The sequence below is a fragment of the Oscillatoria nigro-viridis PCC 7112 genome (assembly GCF_000317475.1).
GTDB classification, from domain to species: Bacteria; Cyanobacteriota; Cyanobacteriia; order Cyanobacteriales; family Microcoleaceae; genus Microcoleus; species Microcoleus nigroviridis.
Window position 1 is genome coordinate 6073894 of the sequence record NC_019729.1, and the last position, 18033, is coordinate 6091926.

Annotated in this window: 11 protein-coding genes; 5 read left to right on the top strand and 6 right to left on the bottom strand. The window is 43.9% G+C overall.

Annotation, left to right across the window (positions count from 1 at the left end):
• Positions 1 to 75 precede the first annotated feature (75 nt).
• Positions 76 to 1572 carry an IS66 family transposase gene (gene tnpC / locus OSC7112_RS25370; RefSeq protein WP_015176254.1) on the bottom strand — a complete coding sequence of 499 codons (1497 nt, stop codon included), beginning with the start codon at positions 1570 to 1572 and terminating at the stop codon, positions 76 to 78.
• Positions 1573 to 1884: 312 nt separating this feature from the next.
• On the opposite strand from tnpC, the gene OSC7112_RS25375 reads away from it, so the two are divergent.
• Both OSC7112_RS25375 and OSC7112_RS25380 read left to right on the top strand, forming a co-directional pair.
• Entirely contained in the window at positions 1885 to 2175 is a 291-nt protein-coding gene (locus tag OSC7112_RS25375; protein ID WP_223300689.1) for a hypothetical protein, read from the top strand.
• Positions 2176 to 2180: 5 nt separating this feature from the next.
• A complete protein-coding gene (locus OSC7112_RS25380; RefSeq protein ID WP_015178576.1) occupies positions 2181 to 2624 on the top strand; it encodes an HNH endonuclease in 444 nt (147 codons plus the stop codon).
• On the opposite strand, the gene OSC7112_RS25385 is transcribed toward OSC7112_RS25380, so the two are convergent.
• From OSC7112_RS25385 to topA, 5 genes are all read right to left on the bottom strand, one after another.
• On the bottom strand, positions 2621 to 3301 hold the full coding sequence (locus OSC7112_RS25385) for a Rho termination factor N-terminal domain-containing protein (protein WP_015178577.1): 681 nt from the start codon (positions 3299 to 3301) through the stop codon (positions 2621 to 2623). The two genes, OSC7112_RS25380 and OSC7112_RS25385, sit on opposite strands and share 4 nt — an antisense overlap.
• A complete protein-coding gene (locus tag OSC7112_RS25390; protein ID WP_015178578.1) occupies positions 3298 to 4632 on the bottom strand; it encodes a ParA family protein in 1335 nt (444 codons plus the stop codon). Before OSC7112_RS25390 ends, OSC7112_RS25385 begins: the two co-directional genes overlap by 4 nt.
• Positions 4633 to 4685: 53 nt before the next feature.
• Complete coding sequence (locus OSC7112_RS25395) at positions 4686 to 5138, bottom strand: HNH endonuclease (RefSeq protein ID WP_015178579.1); 453 nt, start codon at positions 5136 to 5138, stop codon at positions 4686 to 4688.
• Positions 5129 to 5374, bottom strand: a complete 246-nt coding sequence (locus tag OSC7112_RS25400) for a hypothetical protein (RefSeq protein WP_015178580.1) — start codon at positions 5372 to 5374, stop codon at positions 5129 to 5131. Before OSC7112_RS25400 ends, OSC7112_RS25395 begins: the two co-directional genes overlap by 10 nt.
• 194 nt (positions 5375 to 5568) lie before the next feature.
• The gene (gene topA, locus OSC7112_RS25405) at positions 5569 to 8304 is read right to left on the bottom strand and encodes a type I DNA topoisomerase (RefSeq protein ID WP_015178581.1); all 2736 of its coding nucleotides are present in this window, start codon (positions 8302 to 8304) and stop codon (positions 5569 to 5571) included.
• Positions 8305 to 8733: 429 nt separating this feature from the next.
• Between topA and OSC7112_RS25410 the strand changes: the two genes are divergently transcribed.
• From OSC7112_RS25410 to OSC7112_RS25420, 3 genes are all read left to right on the top strand, one after another.
• Positions 8734 to 9537 carry a VOC family protein gene (locus tag OSC7112_RS25410; RefSeq protein WP_223300690.1) on the top strand — a complete coding sequence of 268 codons (804 nt, stop codon included), beginning with the start codon at positions 8734 to 8736 and terminating at the stop codon, positions 9535 to 9537.
• A gap of 170 nt (positions 9538 to 9707) precedes the next feature.
• Entirely contained in the window at positions 9708 to 16517 is a 6810-nt protein-coding gene (locus OSC7112_RS25415) for an AAA family ATPase (RefSeq protein WP_015178583.1), read from the top strand.
• A complete protein-coding gene (locus tag OSC7112_RS25420) occupies positions 16514 to 17899 on the top strand; it encodes a sensor histidine kinase (protein WP_015178584.1) in 1386 nt (461 codons plus the stop codon). Before OSC7112_RS25415 ends, OSC7112_RS25420 begins: the two co-directional genes overlap by 4 nt.
• The last annotated feature ends 134 nt before the right edge of the window (positions 17900 to 18033 follow it).

Sequence of the window (18033 nt, forward strand, 5' to 3'; positions counted from 1 at the left end):
GAAACGGGAAATTTCCCAAGCTCAAAATGCAGGCTGCCACTGAAAATAGCTACCGTCACAAGCCCACAATTAAGTTCAACTGAACTGTAAACCCGGAGGACTACGACCTGCTAAACAAAGTAACTGATAAAGTTGCGCGATCGCTTCATGTCCTTGCAACCGAACTGTTTCGAGAAAGCTGAACATTTGAGCCACCAGTTGAGCGCCCCAATCGCTGCGCGCCCCGCCAGTTACTTTCCGATGTACAACTACTGGACGTAAAGCTCTTTCGGCATCATTGTTATCAGGTTTCACTTGTGGATAATCTAAAAAGGTGAACCACTCTGTCCAATGACGTTGCATTCGGTTGGTTAATCGTTGGGCATCGGCAGGCCATCCCGTAACTGGTGGATTGTGCAAAACTGCTTGCAGTTGAGCTTCAATTACCGAACGATTGCCAGCGAGTTGAAGGCAACTCAATTTCCCAGCATGATAGTCCCTGTGCAAAGTTCTGGCAGTGGTTAAAATCTCACCCACGCCTTGGGCAAACAAACGATTAGCTTCAAATCGACTGAGCTTGAGTGCTTCTAAATCTCGTTCCAGATGTGTTAAACATTTCTGTTTCGCCGCTGCTGATTGTCGGTTGTAAGCACTGAAACAATCGCTGCTGAGAATGCCTTCAAAGTTTTGTCCCAATAACTGCTGAAGTTCGGCACTACTCCGAGTCGGAGCTAATAATAGTACACAAACTCGATCGCTGGTGGCTACCCACAACCAATACTTGATGCCATCAATACAGTAAGTTGTTTCATCTACGCAGCGCACTCCCGGCTGTTGCACGTAGGTGAGCCATTGTTGATAAATTGGCTGCAAACTTTGCTGAAAGTAGCGCTGCATTTTGGCTAAACTTCCTTGAGAGATGGGTACTCCTAAGACGTGTTCCACAAAATATTCTTGTTTTCTCCAGGGTAAGTTACCACCATATCCCAGCCAACCCACCACGCTACATAACCTGCTACCATAGCTAAACCCTTCGATGACGGAGGGTGGTAGTTGAGAGTATCCCGACCAGCCACAATCAACACACTGACATAATGGGCGACGGTATTCTCTGATTTCTACTGGTTGCTCTACCAATTCGGCTACTTGTTGCACTTTGGTTGGTGTTGTTGTGATCGCCTCAACTCCTGCCTGACAAACTGGACATCGCTCGGGTTGTAACTCAATGATGTGGTCGGGTTCGCCAAATCCATTTCGTGTCTTGCCCGGATGGTCGTATTTTGGACCGCGTTTTTTTCCTTTTTTTCGCTTGCTTTTGTCGCTAGGTTTTTTAATTTGGTCGGCTGATGGAGGGATAGAACTGTTTGATGAGGAGCGGTTTTTCAGCTTGGATAATGCTTCTTTTAACTGTTCGATTTCCTGTTGTTGTTCTTCGATAAGCTGCTGTTTTTCTGCCAGTTTTCGCTGTTGCTGTTTGAGTTGCTGTTGTTGCTTGAGCAGCCATTCTCCTAATGACAGCATTGTCTGTGCCATCTGCTCTACTGCGATGGCTATCTCTGGTGGTTCGCTGGTCAGTGCTGGTGTTTTAAGCATGAAAGCTACTATACTCTATTTTCGTCGGCTTTGGCTCAACCCCTTACTACACTTGCAACAGATGCAACAGAGGCCAGCTCGATTGCCATCATTAGCAATACCGCAACGCAGTTGCGGTGAGCAGTTACATTTTTAGCAAGCGAGATCCTTCTTCATTTCTTTTGGGCAGATGTCTAATACTCAAAGTAAAATATGGCATAATCTAAATATTAGTTTCATAGCTTTGCACCTCTGACCGCCCAAATCACCCTAAATCTGCCAGATGAAGTCTATCACCAAGCAGAATTGCTAGCGCTGCAACGCCACCGCACCGTGAGTGAGATTCTAGTAGAAACTCGGGAAATTTTTCTCTTACCAACCGCTAAACCAATATCAGCACTGTCTGATTCAGAAGTAATCACTCAGACTCAACTCCGGCTGCAACCACTCCAAGAACAACGATTGAGTGAATTGCTAGACCGCCAACAATCCGGTACGATCGCATCTGTAGAACTGGCTGAATTGCAGGCATTAATCCACATATATGAAACTCGACTATTGCGACAAGCTCAAGCCTTAAATGAAGCAGTGCGGCGCGGCTTGCTGGAACCATTAAAAGGATAATCAAAATGGCACTTTCTGAACAAGTTAGAGCCAGAGTTCGCGCACAAGCTCAAAACCGATGCGGTTATTGTCGCAGTTTAGAAATGTATGTTTTGGGAATACTGGAAATTGACCATATTATTCCTAAAGCGATTGGCGGTAGTGACGAGGAAGAAAATCTCTGGCTGGCTTGTAGTCTGTGCAATAATTACAAAGGAACCCAAACTGACGCATTCGATCGGGTCACGCAAAAGCACGTTAAGTTGTTTAATCCGCGCACTCAACAATGGTCACAAAATTTTGCTTGGAGTGAAGACGCTACAGAAATTATGGGACTTACAGATTGCGGCCGCGCAACAGTCACAGCACTACAACTAAACAATAATATTGCTGTTACTGTCAGGCGTCAGTGGGTTAGTGCTGGATGGTATCCCCAACAGAATCAAGTATTTCCTAACAGAACCCATTAGCTTAGCGCCTCAACGAGAGCATCTTTCTTCATCTTAGTTATGCCAGCAATTCCTCTTTTCTTGGCTATTGCTTTTAATTCAACAGTAGTCATTGTCCTGAGAATAGTCACGTCGTTTATCGTATCTGGCATTGATTGGGGAGTCAGATAAAATACACTCTTAATTGCGTCAAGTTTTTTGCCTTTGGTAATACCGCATTTCAAGCTTGTGATTGGCTCAAAATTTTTCCAATACTGACGAGGAGCCTCATCAATTCGATTTGTCGCTACAGCAAGTTTAACGGATTTTAGCTCGCTGTTCGGCTGTTCAATCAAATATTGCAATGCTGCCATAATTTCATCTCTGGATGCTGTGGAAAGATTAATTTTAGGCTTGTCCTCACCTGCAAGGATTTTAGTAAGTGTAATAGTATCATCACTATCATCAGCAATAATGCACCAGACTCTTTCTAGCCCAGCTTCCTCTGCTACAGCATAAACAAAGGAATTACTAATAACTTGATACTTGTCTTCACCAGTTTCTTTCACGATAACTGGGAGCCAGTTTCGTCCACCCTTTTGTTTAAGTATATTTGCAGTAGCTTTGATCAAAAACTCAGGAGCATCAGTACCCTCCCCTGGCTCGATTTCATCTAGGTATAGATGCATCAAACTGCCAATAATGTTAGAAATTTTCATTGTAAAAAGTATTCCTTTGCTAAATTTTTGTAGTATTCATGGGCAGAACGATCTCGATAAACAGCAGGAATGCGTGAGAACACAGCATTAGCTATGTTAGCGTAACTTGGTACTTGATGAATATGTAAGTCTTTTTTCGCGCTGGTGTACTTAGGATAGAAGTAGGGCAGTAGATCGAATTTGTCTTTTTTAGCATTTTTCAGAATATTGTTAATTTCTTGTTGAGCAACTTCTAGTTGTGGCTGTGTTATTTTTTCTCCATTAAAAAAGATTGGTAAGGCAATGGGATTTCCCTCACCTTTATCGGCTTGTATTGCAGGGATGAATTTCTTAATAGCGGTTGCCGCATTCTCTAGAGAAAAGAGGTTGTTGTGTTTTGTAGGAATGAGGATAACATCAGCCGCATATACCGCAAGTTGACTAATGAAACGCCAATTCGGGGATGAATCTATCAAAATATAATCATAGTCCTGCCTCGCAAATTCGAGCTTCTTGTACAGTACACGCATTTGCATGAAGCTGCGAAGTTTATCGTCAGACTCGTTACCCAGGTCATTGTCAGCAGGAATAATATCAAAACTGAGTTGTATTTTTTTGGTAGAAAAATTATAGGGATTCACGGCTGATTTTAGACCTGCGTTCTTATCTGTAAGAGCTGCTTTAAGAACCCCATTACTGACTGGAATACCTAAAGCACTTGTTAAATCTTGTTGATTAAAATCAAAATCTATTACCAAAACTTTTTTGCCTAAAAAAGTTAAAATACCTGCCAGGTTAACTGTTGTAGTTGTTTTGCCAACACCCCCTTTGTTATTATAGATTGTTACTGTCAAGGCTCTACTTGGTGCTTGAATCTTCTTTCTTATATCCGCAACAACTCGATCGACGTTATTCAAGTCCAGAGCCAAGCATTGAGTAGCTGGGAAGATTACTTTACCATGCTTTCTAAACAGTTGAACATGGGATGAGTTGGTAATAATTCCCCATTCGGCTGACTTGCAATTAGAACCAAGTAACTGTCGCTTAAGTTGATTAACTGTTTTTAAGTACCCGGGTGTACCTTCCGTAAGATTGATGTCTTTTCCTTTTAGCTCTAAAAGGAGATAGGGATTAGATTTTGTGTGTAAAAATATATCATTTTCAATAGTTTTTCTAGCTGCTTTATCAACTATTCCACCACCATTAGTATCATATTCGGGAACAACCTCATCAGATTCAAATCCCAATGCTTGCAAAAACTGAGGTGAAAAGTGAGCACTGACAATAGCTTCAGAAGCGCCTTGAGGAAGACTTTGTAATGCAGCTTGAATGGTAGTGGCTGGGGCATTCATGAGGAGGGAAATTCAGTAATAATTTGAACTGACTATATTATAATACTACATTATTATGAATTTTGGCGAGGATCGCCAGAGGGAGGGTGCCACCCTGCCCTAATCCATAAACGACGAGCTCTGATAATCGCTCCTTCATTATGATATAGATCGTTAAGGTCTAATCGATCGCAGGTTCCCCTACCTGTTGGAGTAATACCCATTATTTCTAAACCATCCGCAGACCAGTTAAAATGCTCAGACCATTGCTGTTGACGGGGGTTAAACAAAGTTACTTCTTGTTCTGTTTCTGGGTCAGTACCAGTGACAAAATTATAGCGATTATTATTACAGCGATGACAAGCTAAAGCTAAGTTTTCAAGTTCATCGCTACCACCAATCGAGCGAGGTAAAATATGATCTATCGTAAATAGAGTAGAGCTACTTTCTTCCGCTGAATGGCAATATTCACAAAGAAAATTAGCTCTACTTCTTACTAAATTTCGAGTGGCGCGGTTTACGGACATGAGGCTGCTATAACTTTAGCGTTAATTAAGGTAAAAATCCGATCTAGTTCTAGTAAGCTTGCTAATTCTACAACCTCTTCTGAAGTTAAAAGATTAGCCTTTTTTCTGTCGGCTAGTTCTTCTAATCGGGCTTGCAGGTTTTCCGTAAATTTGAATAAGTAAAGATTTCTGACTTTCTGAATCGAAATCTCACGATCGATCCAGTAGGAAGGTTGTACCATAAGTTCAGCTATCATGGTGATTCAATTACTCCAATTACTACCTGGATAGTCTTGATTATATCATGAGAGCGAAAGGATTACTTTAGAAATAGGCGACCTACTTACGCACGGCGCGATCGCAGAAACCGAGTTTTTTACCGAATCTGTCTGCTAAAACAAACTATTTTCGCCAAAAACCCGGTTTCTGACCGTACAGTGCGTAAATTCTGCTAACTTGACTTAGTTTCTTTCTTAGTCTTTGTCGCAGTCGCCGTCTTTTTAGCAGTGGTTGTCTTCGCCGCAGTTGTCGTCTTTTTAGCAGTGGTTTTCTTGGCCGCAGTCTTCTTCGTTGCAGTTTCCGATTTCGCCGCAGTTGCCTTAGTAGACTTCTTCGACTTGCTGCTAGATTTTCCGCCGCCCGCTGCTTCCTTCGCTGCTAACAAATCCAGTGCTTTTTGCAAGGTGAAATTCTCCACAGATTCATCCTTCGACAAAGAAGCATTGATATCGCCGTGTTTCACATAGGGGCCGTAGCGGCCGTCGTAAACATTGATGGGTTCTCCCGACTCTGGATGCGCGCCCAATTCCTTCAAAGGTGTGGTGGCTTTGCTGTTGCGGCCGCGGGCGGCTTTCGGCTGTGCTAACAATTCTAATGCCCGATCGAGCTCGATCGTCAAAACATCATCCGGCGGTTTGATCGATCGATAATCTTTCCCCACCTTACCCTGGTCATGCACCACATAAGGCCCGTACATCCCCAAATTAGCTTGCACCTTCGCCCCCGTCTCCGGGTGAGTGCCCAACAACCGGGGTAACGTCAACAAACTCACCGCCATATCCAGCGTCACGCTATCCTTATCCGTCCCCTTCGGTAAAGAAGCCCGCTTCGGTTTCTTGTTCGTTTCCGAAACTTCCCCTAACTGAACGTATGGCCCATAACTGCCAATCAGCACATAAATCGGTTCCCCGGTTTCCGGGTGAAGACCCAATTTTTCCGGGCCTTCCGTTTTTTGCTTTAACAGAAACTCCACTTGTTCCGGATCTAAATCGGCCGGCGTCAAATCTTGGGGAATCGATGCTTTTACCAGGCCTTCTTCGCTTTCAGATTCCAGGTATGCGCCGAATTTGCCGATGCAGACTTTGGCTGGCAAATTCTCCAATACCACAGTTCGGGCAACTTTCGCATCAATGTGACTTTCCTGTTCTTTGACTTGGGTTGCGAGTCCGGTTTCCCCTGTATAAAACTTTTGCAAATACGGCAGCCATTTCGCCTCGCCAGTGGCAATTTCATCGAGGGTTTGTTCCATTCGGGAAGTAAAACCGGTGTCTACTAAATCGGGAAAATGTGTTTCCAATAAAGTCGTGACGGCGAAAGCGGTGAATGTCGGAATTAGGGCGTTAGCTATTAATTTCGCATATCCCCGATCGACAATTGTACCGATAATACTCGCATAGGTACTCGGACGGCCCACACCTTCGCTTTCCAGCATTTTGACCAGAGAAGCTTCCGTGTAGCGGGCGGGAGGTTGAGTTTCGTGGCCAACTGCCTCTAAATCCTGACAATTAGGTTTATCCCCCACCTTCAGCGCCGGCAAAATCACCTCCTGGTCTTCCAGCGCCGCATTCGGATCGTCGGAACCTTCCACGTAGGCGCGCAAAAAGCCTGGAAAATCAATGCGTTTCCCGCTGGAACGGAAACCGGCATCTTCTACCTGAGTTAATACAGTGACGTGAGTTTGGCGGGAATCGGCCATTTGAGAAGCCACAGTCCGCTTCCAAATCAAATCGTAGAGGCGGAAATCAATCCCATCCAATCCAGTTTGCTGCGGAGTCCGAAAAGTGCTGCCGGCGGGACGGATAGCTTCGTGGGCTTCCTGGGCGCCTTTGCTTTTCGTCGTGTATTTGCGCGGTTGGGGGCTGAGGTATTCGCTGCCGTACAGTTCTTGCACGCAACTGCGCGCCGCTTCGATCGCCTGTTCGGACAAATGCACCGAATCCGTCCGCATATAGGTGATAAAACCGCGTTCGTAGAGACTTTGGGCAATTCGCATAGTTTCCCGCGCACCCAGCCGCAGCTTGCGGTTAGCTTCCTGCTGCAAAGTCGAGGTTGTAAACGGCGGCGAAGGTTTGCGCGTGACTGGCCGTTCTTCGAGATTGGTGACAGTCCAAGGTTTGTTTTGAATGCGTGAAAGTAAAGCCCGCGCCTGTTCTTCGTTGAGCAAAAGTACGCGGCGGCCTGCGATAATTTGCCCGGTATTTTCATCAAAATCGCTGCCGTTGGCAACTTTGACATTGCCGACTGTCACGAGTTTGGCATCAAAGGAAATTTTCCCCTTTTCCAAAAGGGCTTTTAAATCCCAGTAACTACCTTGGCGGAAAGCGCGCCGTTCCCGTTCCCGGCGCACCAACAGGCGTACAGCGACTGACTGCACTCTACCGGCCGACAAACCCCAAGCAATTTTTTTCCACAGTAGCGGAGAGAGTGTGTAACCGACGAGTCTGTCGAGAATTCGGCGAGTTTCTTGGGCTTGTACAACTCGATTGTCGATATCGCGGCAGTGAGTCAAAGCATCGCGGATTGCTTCGCGGGTGATTTCGTGAAACACCATCCGCTTGATGGGCACTTTGGGTTTGAGGATTTGCAGCAAATGCCAGGAAATGCTTTCGCCTTCCCGGTCTTCGTCAGTGGCTAGAATCAGTTCTGTGGCGTCTTTGAGGGCGTCTTTGAGTTCTTTAACAATTTTCTTTTTATCTTTCGGGATGACGTAGAGGGGTTCAAAGTCTGCTTCCACGTTTACGCCCAGTTGCGCCCATTTTTCTCCTTTAACGGCTTCTGGTATTTCTTCGGCGGAGGATGGTAGGTCGCGGACATGGCCCATCGATGCCTCTACACGGTAGGTGGAGGGCAGGAAGTTGCGGATGGTGCGGGCTTTGGTCGGAGATTCGACGATGACTAAGGTTGACATGGCATCTTTTAAATATGGATGGCAGCGCAGCTAGAGGGTGTAAGTTAGAGAGTTTAGGTCAGATGTCCAGGCTTCTTTCAACTTTGGGCGATTATTTTCAAACTACCTTAATTTTTAAGTTACTGCCGATCGGGTTGCAGGTGACAAGCTGATGGGATTTTACTGCTTTCGGGGCAGAGGCTGCGAATCGCCTCTATACAAGATGCACTCCTTGGATGACCTGACTTTAGCAGAATTGTCGCTAACTGGATGTTGAGACTGCTGGATGCGGGCTGATGGTTCCTCAATCTAGTTGTAATTTGAAGGCTGGGGCGATCGATTGCGCGATTTTAGATTTTAGATTTTAGATTTTAGATTGGGAAAGATTGACTGAGTAGTAGAGGTTTGGGACTATCGATTGCGCGATTGCGCGATTGCGCGATTGCGCGATTGGGAAAGATTGACTCAGTAGAGGTTTGGGAATTTGGTACAGTACGCTGTCGAGCATCAGCGCGGCGATCGGAAGGAAAGCGATCGCACAAGGTTAAAATTACTGGAGCGATCGATTCTATCAACAATGCTATGACATTTGAATTCGACCATCTTTTCATCCTTACTGATATTGGTGCTTCGGAAGCTAATCGTTTATCCTCCTTCGGTTTAGTTGAGGGTTCATCTCGCATTCATCGCGGACAAGGTACAACCAATCGCTGTTTCTTTTTCCATAACGCAATGTTGGAATTGTTATGGATTCACGATCCAGAAGAGGCGCAGTCTGAGCCAATTCATCAGACTCGTCTTTGGGAGCGATCGACAAATCGGAATAATGGTGCGTGTCCGTTTGGCATCTGTTTGCGTCCAGCCAAAGGTTCTGAGGACACAGTTGCATTTTCTAGTTGGGCATATCGTCCACCTTATTTACCTGAAACGATGAGTATCGCAGTAGGAACAAATAGTGATGTTTTGACTGAGCCCATGCTTTTCCAAATTCCCTTTGGTAAACGTCCCGATCGATACTCTGCTGATAAGTCACAGCCTTTGAATCATGGTGTTGGTTTTCGAGAAATTACTCGCGTAGAATTAGTCAGTCCTGCTGCCAATAATCCGTCACCTGAACTTCAAGCAGTGCTTGAGACAAATCAGCTAAAGTTACGGATAGGAACCGAGTATTTTGTGGAACTTGGTTTTGATGGAGAAGTGCAGGGACAACAGGTAGATTTTCGACCGGGATTGCCGCTTATTATCAGTTGGTAATCTCCAGCCGTAAAACAATTAATAATATGGCTTCAGTATCGAACGAACTGCGAGCGATCGTACAGAACGCGGACTGACAAATTCAGGAACATTAGAGGCCATTGAGAATTTACCAACTTTGCTGAGTAAACTAGAGATATACTAACCCCCAATTTATTGAGGACTGGAAAATGGAGACAATTACTGACCTGCCGGGGTATGGCATAACAGAACAACTCTATGCAGGATCTCGCACTCTAGTCTATCGAGGTATTCGGGAGTGCGATCGCACTCCCGTCGTCATCAAACTGCTGCGAAACGAATACCCCAGCTTCAGCGAACTGGTGCAGTTTCGCAACCAATATACCATCGCCAAAAATCTACGTCTACCTGGAGTGGTTGAACCCCTCGATTTAGCACCTTACAAAAACGCCTATGCTTTGATAATGGAGGACTTTGGAGGAGTCTCCCTGTCTACTTATCTCCCGGGAGCAACTGATAAAAACCAACCCGATAAATCTCTATCTTTAGAAAACTTTCTCAACCTAGCCAGAGACCTAGCAAATATTCTCCACTCTCTCTACCAAAACCGAGTTATTCATAAAGATATCAAACCCGCCAATATTCTTATTAACCCACATAGCAAACAAATTAAACTCATTGACTTCAGTATTTCTTCCGTGCTGCCGAGAGAAACCCAAGAAATCCAGAACCCCAACACCCTGGAAGGAACCTTAGCTTATCTTTCCCCAGAAAAGACAGGAAGAATGAATCGAGGCATTGACTATCGGAGTGACTTTTATTCCCTGGGTGTTACCTTCTATGAATTGTTGACAACACAGTTACCCTTCGAGTCAGACGACCCAATGGAGTTAGTGCATTGTCATCTAGCTAAACAGCCAATTCCGGTACATGAAATCAACCCAGAAGTCCCCCTAATTTTATCCCAAATTGTTAGTAAACTGATGGCAAAGAATGCGGAAGATCGCTATCAGAGTGCATTAGGACTGAAACACGATTTAGAAATTTGTCTGGCTCAATTACAAAACACGGGTAACATTGAGACTTTTGCATTGGGGACGCAGGATATGACAGACCATTTCCTCATCCCTGAAAAACTCTACGGCAGAGAAACAGAAGTAGAAACCTTATTAGCAGCCTTTGAGCGAGTCAGCAGGGGCAGCACCGAAATGATGCTAGTATCCGGTTACTCAGGCATTGGAAAATCCGCCTTAGTACAAGAAGTTTATAAACCAATTACTAAAGCCAGAGGTTATTTTATTGCCGGAAAATTCGACCAATTTCAACGAAATATCCCTTACGCGGCCGTTGTCAAAGCCTTTCAATCATTAGTCAAGCAACTCTTAACAGAAAGCGAAAATCAACTCAACACCTGGAAACAAAAAATATTAGCTGCGGTTGGCGCTAACAGTCAAATCATTGTAGATGTCATTCCGGAAGTAGAATTAATCATTGGCCCACAGCCGGCCGTACAAGAATTAGGCGCTACCGAAGCACAAAATCGCTTTAATTTAGTATTTCTAAAATTCATCCGCGTGTTTTGTTCAGTTGACTATCCCTTAGTCATCTTTCTCGACGATTTACAATGGGCTGATGCCGCTACATTGAAATTGCTACAAGTAATGATAGCAGACGAGCCAACGAACTATCTATTTCTAATTGGTGCTTATCGAGATAACGAAGTCAACCCATCTCATCCTTTAATGATGACTTTGGACGAGCTGCAAAATCAAGGTGCCAGAATCGAGCGAATTACTTTAGCTCCCCTACACCTTCACCAAATAAGTAACTTAATTAGTGATACCGTGCGTAAAGACCAAAAATCAGCCCTCCCCCTAGCCGAGTTAGTGGTCAGTAAAACTCAAGGCAATCCTTTTTTTGTCAATCAGTTTCTCAAAACTCTCTATCAAGAAAACCTGCTAAGATTCAATTTTCAAGAAAGAAACTGGGATTGGAATATTTCAGAAATTGAATCAGTAGGCATTACTGATAACGTCATTGAATTGATGCTAGGAAAATTGAAAAGACTGCCCGCATCAACTCAGCAAGTTTTGCGTTTGGCTGCTTGCGTGGGTAATAGTTTTGACTTAAACACTCTTTCAATTATTAATGAAAAATCCTGGGCGACCACGTTTCAAGAACTCTTGCCAGCCATCCAAGAGGGATTAATCTTAACTACTTCTGAGTTAGGCGCTGCCGAATCAGAAATAATTAACTCAGACTTGGTAATTACTACTTATAAATTTTTGCACGACCGCGTGCAGCAGTCAGGTTACGCTTTGATTGACTCCCAACTGCAAACAGCAATTCACCTACAAATTGGTCGTCTGTTACTGGCAAATATTTCTCCCGAGCGACGAGCCGAAAGAATTTTTGAAATTGCGGATCATTTGAATTCGGGTCGGAATTTAATCGTTGACGAACACGAGAAAATTGAACTAGCTATTTTAAATTTAACAGCCGCTCGCAAAGCCAAAGATGCAACGGCTTATGCTGCTGCCAGAGATTACTTAAAAATCGGTCGAGAAATTTTACCGGGCGATATTTGGCAAGACTCCTACGAACTAGCTTTTACCTTTCATAAGGAGCTGGCAGAGGCTGAATATTTAAACGGCAATTTTGAAGAATCAGAAGCTTTAATAAAAGTGGCATTTGCCCGGGCAAAATCCGAGCTAGAAAAAGCCGAAATATACAACATTTTGATCGTGCAGTACACTCTCTTGAGTAAATATGAAGCAGCAGTGCAATCTGGATTAAAAGCCCTGCACTTGCTGGGCATAGATTTGGCTGAAGATAATTTAAGCGAGGCGGTTAATGCGGAAATGGCGGCAGCTACAGCCTGCTTGGCAAACCAAGAAATTGCTTCATTAATTAATGCCGAAAAGATGAAAGATCCGGCTCAACTAATGGCAATGAAATTATTGGGAAACATGGGGCCGCTAACGTTCTTTTCCTCTCAAGAACTGTGGAAGTTGACTGTGATTAAAGCGATTAACCTTTCTCTCAAGTACGGTTTTGTAGCGGGAGGGTCTTACTGCTATTCGTGTTATGGAATTATCCTGAATTCAATTTTAGGGGATTACCAATCTGCTTATGAGTTTGGCAGACTCGCTCTGACTCTGAGCGAAAATTCAAATAATTTGTCTCAAAATTGCCAAGATAGTGTGATATTTGCCAATTACTTAAACTGCTGGGTGAGGCCTCTCAAAACTACGGCCCAAATTAATAACGAAGGTTATAAAGTTGGCTTGCAATCGGGCAATTTGCAATGGACTGGTTATAACCGGATGTTTCAAACTATTACCTATTTCTTCCAGGGCATGAATTTGAATAATCTCTTGGAAGATATTGGCAAGTCGCTCCATTTCTGCGAACACACTAAAAATTTATGGGCGATTGATATTATTATTGCTAATAAGTGGGCAATTTTGAATTTGATGGGAGAAGAGGATGAAGTTAGCGAAAAACAGCATTTAGAAAATTTTCATGAGCGTAAAAGTATGGCAGCGCTGTGCGAGTTTTATGTTTTAAAAGCGCAGAATCTTTATCTTGACGAACAGTACAGTGAGGCGCTAGAAGCATCTGAACGGGCGGCAGGGCTGATCGATTATTTGATGGGTCATATTTCTAGTGCTCATCATTATTTTTACCGCTGTCTGATTTTAACGGCTCTATATTCTGAGGTTTCTGAATCGGAGCGAAAAGATTACTGGCAGCAATTAGAAGCTAATCAGAAACTAATCAAAGTTTGGGCGGATAACTGTTCGGAAAGTTTTGCACATAAATTCTCGCTAGTGGCGGCAGAAATGGCGAGAATTTCAGGTCGAGATTTGGAGGCGATGGATTTGTACGATCGCGCTTCTTCTGAGGCTAGAGAGGGTGATTTTATTCAGAATGAAGCGCTGGCGGCGTTTCTTGCTGCTAAGTTTTGGTTGGGGAAAGATAAAGAAGAGTTTGCCCAAATTTACTTGACTAAAGCTCACTATGGCTACCAATATTGGGGTGCTAAACGTCAAGTTGAGTATTTAGAGGAAAAGTATCCTCAATTAATAGCGAGAATTTCTGGGAAGACAACTACTCAAACAAAAGTTAACCGCACCACGACGGCGACTACTAGCAACAATTTGGGAGAGACGCTAGACTTAGCTACGGTGATGAAAGCTTCTTTCGCGATTTCGGGTGAAATTGTTTTGAGTAGGTTGCTGGAAAGGTTGATGAAGATTGCGATCGAGAATGCGGGGGCGCAAAAAGGCTTTTTGATTTTAGAAAAAGCGGGAAACTGGGCGATTGAGGCGGAAGGTTCGGTGCAGGAGGATGAGGTTAGCGTGCTGCGATCGCTTCCTCTCAATGCAGAAGCAGCTTCTGGGGGAACTCCTTTGCTGGCTTGTGCTATCGCTAATTATGTGATTCGCACTCAGGAAAATGTGGTGTTAAATAATGCGGCTCAAGAGGGACAATTTACTCGCGATCCTTATATTGCAGCTACTCAACCGAAGTCTATTCTTTGCACTCCTCTGCTGCACCAAGGTAAGCTGACTGGCCTTCTTTATTTGGAAAATAACCTGATTGAAGGGGCTTTTACTACCGATCGGCTTGAGTTGTTAAAACTTTTATCTTCCCAAATTGCTATTTCTATTGAGAATGCTCAACTTTACGATCGATTAGGGGACTACTCGCGAACGCTGGAACGTAAGGTTATAGAAAGAACTCAAGAATTGCAACAGGAAATTGCTGTCAGAATGCAGACAGAAGTAGCCTTGGGCAAGTCTGAGGAAAAGTTTTCTAAAGCCTTTCGTTCCAGTCCTAACCCGATCGCGATCGCCCGGTTTGCAGATGGACGCTACATCGAAGTGAACGACAGTTTCCTCAGCACTTTTAGTTGCTCTCGCGAAGAGGTAATTGGTTTTACACCAATTGAGTTGAATCTTTGGGTTAATTTAGAAGAATTTGACAGATACAGACAGCAATTGCAAGAATCAGGAGTGCTTCGCAATCAGGAATTTGATTTTCGTACTGCCGCAGGCGAGGTAAGGAAGATGCTGGTATCAGCAGATATTATCGATCTGGGTGGAGAAGCCTGTATTCTCTTAGTCACTAACGACATTACCGAACGTCAAAGGGTAGAAGAAGCGCTCAAAGAAAGCGAGGCTAAATACCGTGACTTAGTTGAAACATCGCAGGATATGATTTGGTCAATTGATGTTGAAGGACGTTATACATTCGTCAACGCTGCCGTCCAACAGATTTTTGGCTACAGCCCCGAACAAATGATCGGGCGAAAATTCAGCGATTTTCAGCTACCTGAACAACTGCCCAAAGATAACGAGATATTCCAACGTATGCTGAATGGAGAGTCCGTATTTCAGTATGAAACTATACAATTAGCTAAAGATAGTAGACCTATCAATCTCCGGTTTAATTCACTTGTAGTGCGGGATTGCGAGGGAAATATTCTAGGAATAACTGGCACAGCAAGCGATATTACGGAAAGTAAAAAAGCAGAGGCAGCCTTACAACAAGCCAAAGAAGTTGCAGATGCGGCTAACCAGGCTAAAAGCGAATTTTTATCTAAAATGAGTCACGAATTGCGAACTCCCCTCAATGCAATTCTCGGCTTTACCCAAGTGTTAGCCCGAGACTCATCCCTTTCTGACGTACAGCAGGGACAGCTAGGCATCATTAGTCGTTCTGGCGAGCATTTGCTGGCACTGATTAATGACGTGCTGGAAATGTCTAAAATCGAGGCAGGTCGGATTATCTTAAATCCTACTAGCTTTGACCTGTATTATTTGCTCTATTCTCTCGAAGAAATGCTGAAAATCAAAGCTGATTCTAAAGGTTTACAGCTCTGTTGGCACATCAATTCTAACATTCCTCAGTATGTAAAAACTGACGAAAGTAAATTGCGTCAAGTCTTGATTAATCTGTTAGGAAATGCGATCAAGTTTACTGCGAAGGGAAGTGTAACGCTCCGAGTTGCAGCAATTAATGCGAAACAAAAGTCCCCCACAGACAACGAACTGCGGACTATTAGGTTTGAAGTGGAAGACACCGGTCACGGCATCGATCCTACTGAGGTAGATTCTTTATTTGAGGCTTTTGTACAAACTGACGCGGGTCGGAAATCTCAAGAAGGAACTGGCTTGGGTTTACCCATCAGCCGACAATTCGTACAACTGATGGGAGGAGACATTACCGTCAGCAGTACCTTGAATCGAGGAACTATTTTTAGTTTTTATATCCAAATTAGCTCCCCTAAGATGGCTGAAGTTCAACCTCGACAATCAAGAAGGCGGGTAATTGGTTTACAACCCAATCAACCCTCATATCGCATCTTGGTGGTTGATGATAAATGGGAAAGCCGTTTGCTATTGGTTCATCTTCTCGAACCGCTTGGCTTGGAGGTGCGCGAAGCAGTAAATGGTCAAGAAGCTATTAGAATCTGGGAAACTTGGAAACCTCACCTAATTTGGATGGATATGCAAATGCCTGTGATAGACGGGTATGAGGCCACCAGACAAATTAAAGCCAAGATTCAAGATGAGGCTACTCCGATTGTTGCGTTGACTGCTAGCGCTTTTGAGGAGGAGCGTGCTCTTGTTTTATCATCAGGCTGTGACGATTTTGTGAGCAAGCCTTTTCAAGAAGAAGTTATTTTTGCCAAAATGGCTGAACATTTAGGGGTAGAGTATATTTATGAAGATTTACCGAACTTTACATCATCTCAGCTTGAGGGTCAAGACTTGAGTGTAAAAGAAGGAGAAAAAACTGAATTTTTGAGGACGACTTTAGCGGCAATGCCTGCGGACTGGGTGAGACAGTTACATCATGGAGCTATTGATGCTGATGCCGACCAGATTTTAAGTTTAGTCGGCACAATCCCCGAATATAATAAGTCTTTCGCGGAGACCATCGCTGATTGGGCTAACAACTTTCGTTTTGATAAAATTACTGACTTAACAGAAAGATTTATTCCATGAACAGCCTGCAATTAGAATCTCATGTTGCCAATATTTTAGTGGTTGACGATACCCCAGACAACCTGCGTCTTTTATCCACTATGCTGAGAGACAAAGGATATAAAGTTAGGGGCGTAATAAACGGGCAAATGGCATTAAAAGCAGCACGTTCAACCCCGCCAGATTTGATTTTGCTCGACATCTCTATGCCCCAGATGAACGGCTACGAAGTTTGCCAACATTTAAAAGCGGATGCCAGAACTTCGGGTATTCCAGTTATTTTCTTGAGCGCCCTAGATCGAGTGTTGGATAAAGTCAAAGCATTTGCTGTAGGAGGAGTAGACTACATCACCAAGCCATTTCATTTAGAAGAAGTTTTAGCTCGTGTCGAAAATCAACTAACTATTCAGCGTTTGCAAAAAAAATTGCACGAGCAAAATGCGCGATTGCGGGAGTCCGAGGCTAAGGAGCGGAAGAAATCCCAGCAGCTAGAGCTGGCTCTACAACAGTTACAACATACGCAAGCTCAACTCATCCAAAGCGAGAAAATGTCAAGTTTGGGGAATGTCGTAGCGGGGGTAGCTCACGAAATTAACAATCCGATTAGTTTCATTAAAGGGAACCTCTCTCCGGTAACAGAGTACACTCAAGATTTGCTGAGGCTGGTGCAACTCTACGAAGAAGATTTTCCCAATCCCACAGCAGCTATCCAGGAACAATTGGAGGCGATGGATCTCACTTTTCTGAGCAATGACTTGCCGAAGTTAATTGCTTCTATGAGAATAGGAGCTGACCGGATCGAAGAAATAGTCCGATCGCTGCGGAATTTTTCCCGACTCGATGAATCTGAGTTGAAAGCGGTGGATATCCATGAAGGACTTGAGAGTACGCTGATGATTTTGCAGCATCGGCTGAAAGATGAAGCAGCTCAAACGATAATTAAAGTGGTAAAAGAGTATGAGGATCTGCCTAAGATAGAATGCTACGCGGGGCAAATGAATCAAGTTTTTATGAACGTCCTGACTAATGCGATTGATGCGTTGCAATCACAAAAAAGTTCGGCAAACGATGTAGATGATAGCAGCCCAATCCCTACTATTACTATTTGCACGAAGTTACTCTCGGAATGTCAAGTGGGTATTTATATTACTGATAATGGGCCGGGCATAACCGAAGATATTCAACAGCGCATATTTGAGCCATTTTTTACAACGAAGAAAGTGGGTCAAGGAAAGGGTTTGGGGTTATCGATTAGCTATGCTATTGTAGTGGAAAACCACGGCGGGCAACTCCGTTGTCTTTCGATACCAGATCGAGGGGCGACATTGGAAATCGAAATTCCGATTCACCACTCTAAAAAACGTTTTTATAAAGAAGATTTTGTCGGTTATAAGCCGCACTAAAATCCAAGTATTCCCACAGGGTGTAAAATTGTGAATCGTGTTTATTTAGGAGTCATATCACGTGCGATCGATTAACCATAAGATCCCGGTCGGGGCGGGTTTTTGAGATTGGAGATTGTTGGCAGGTTTTGTTG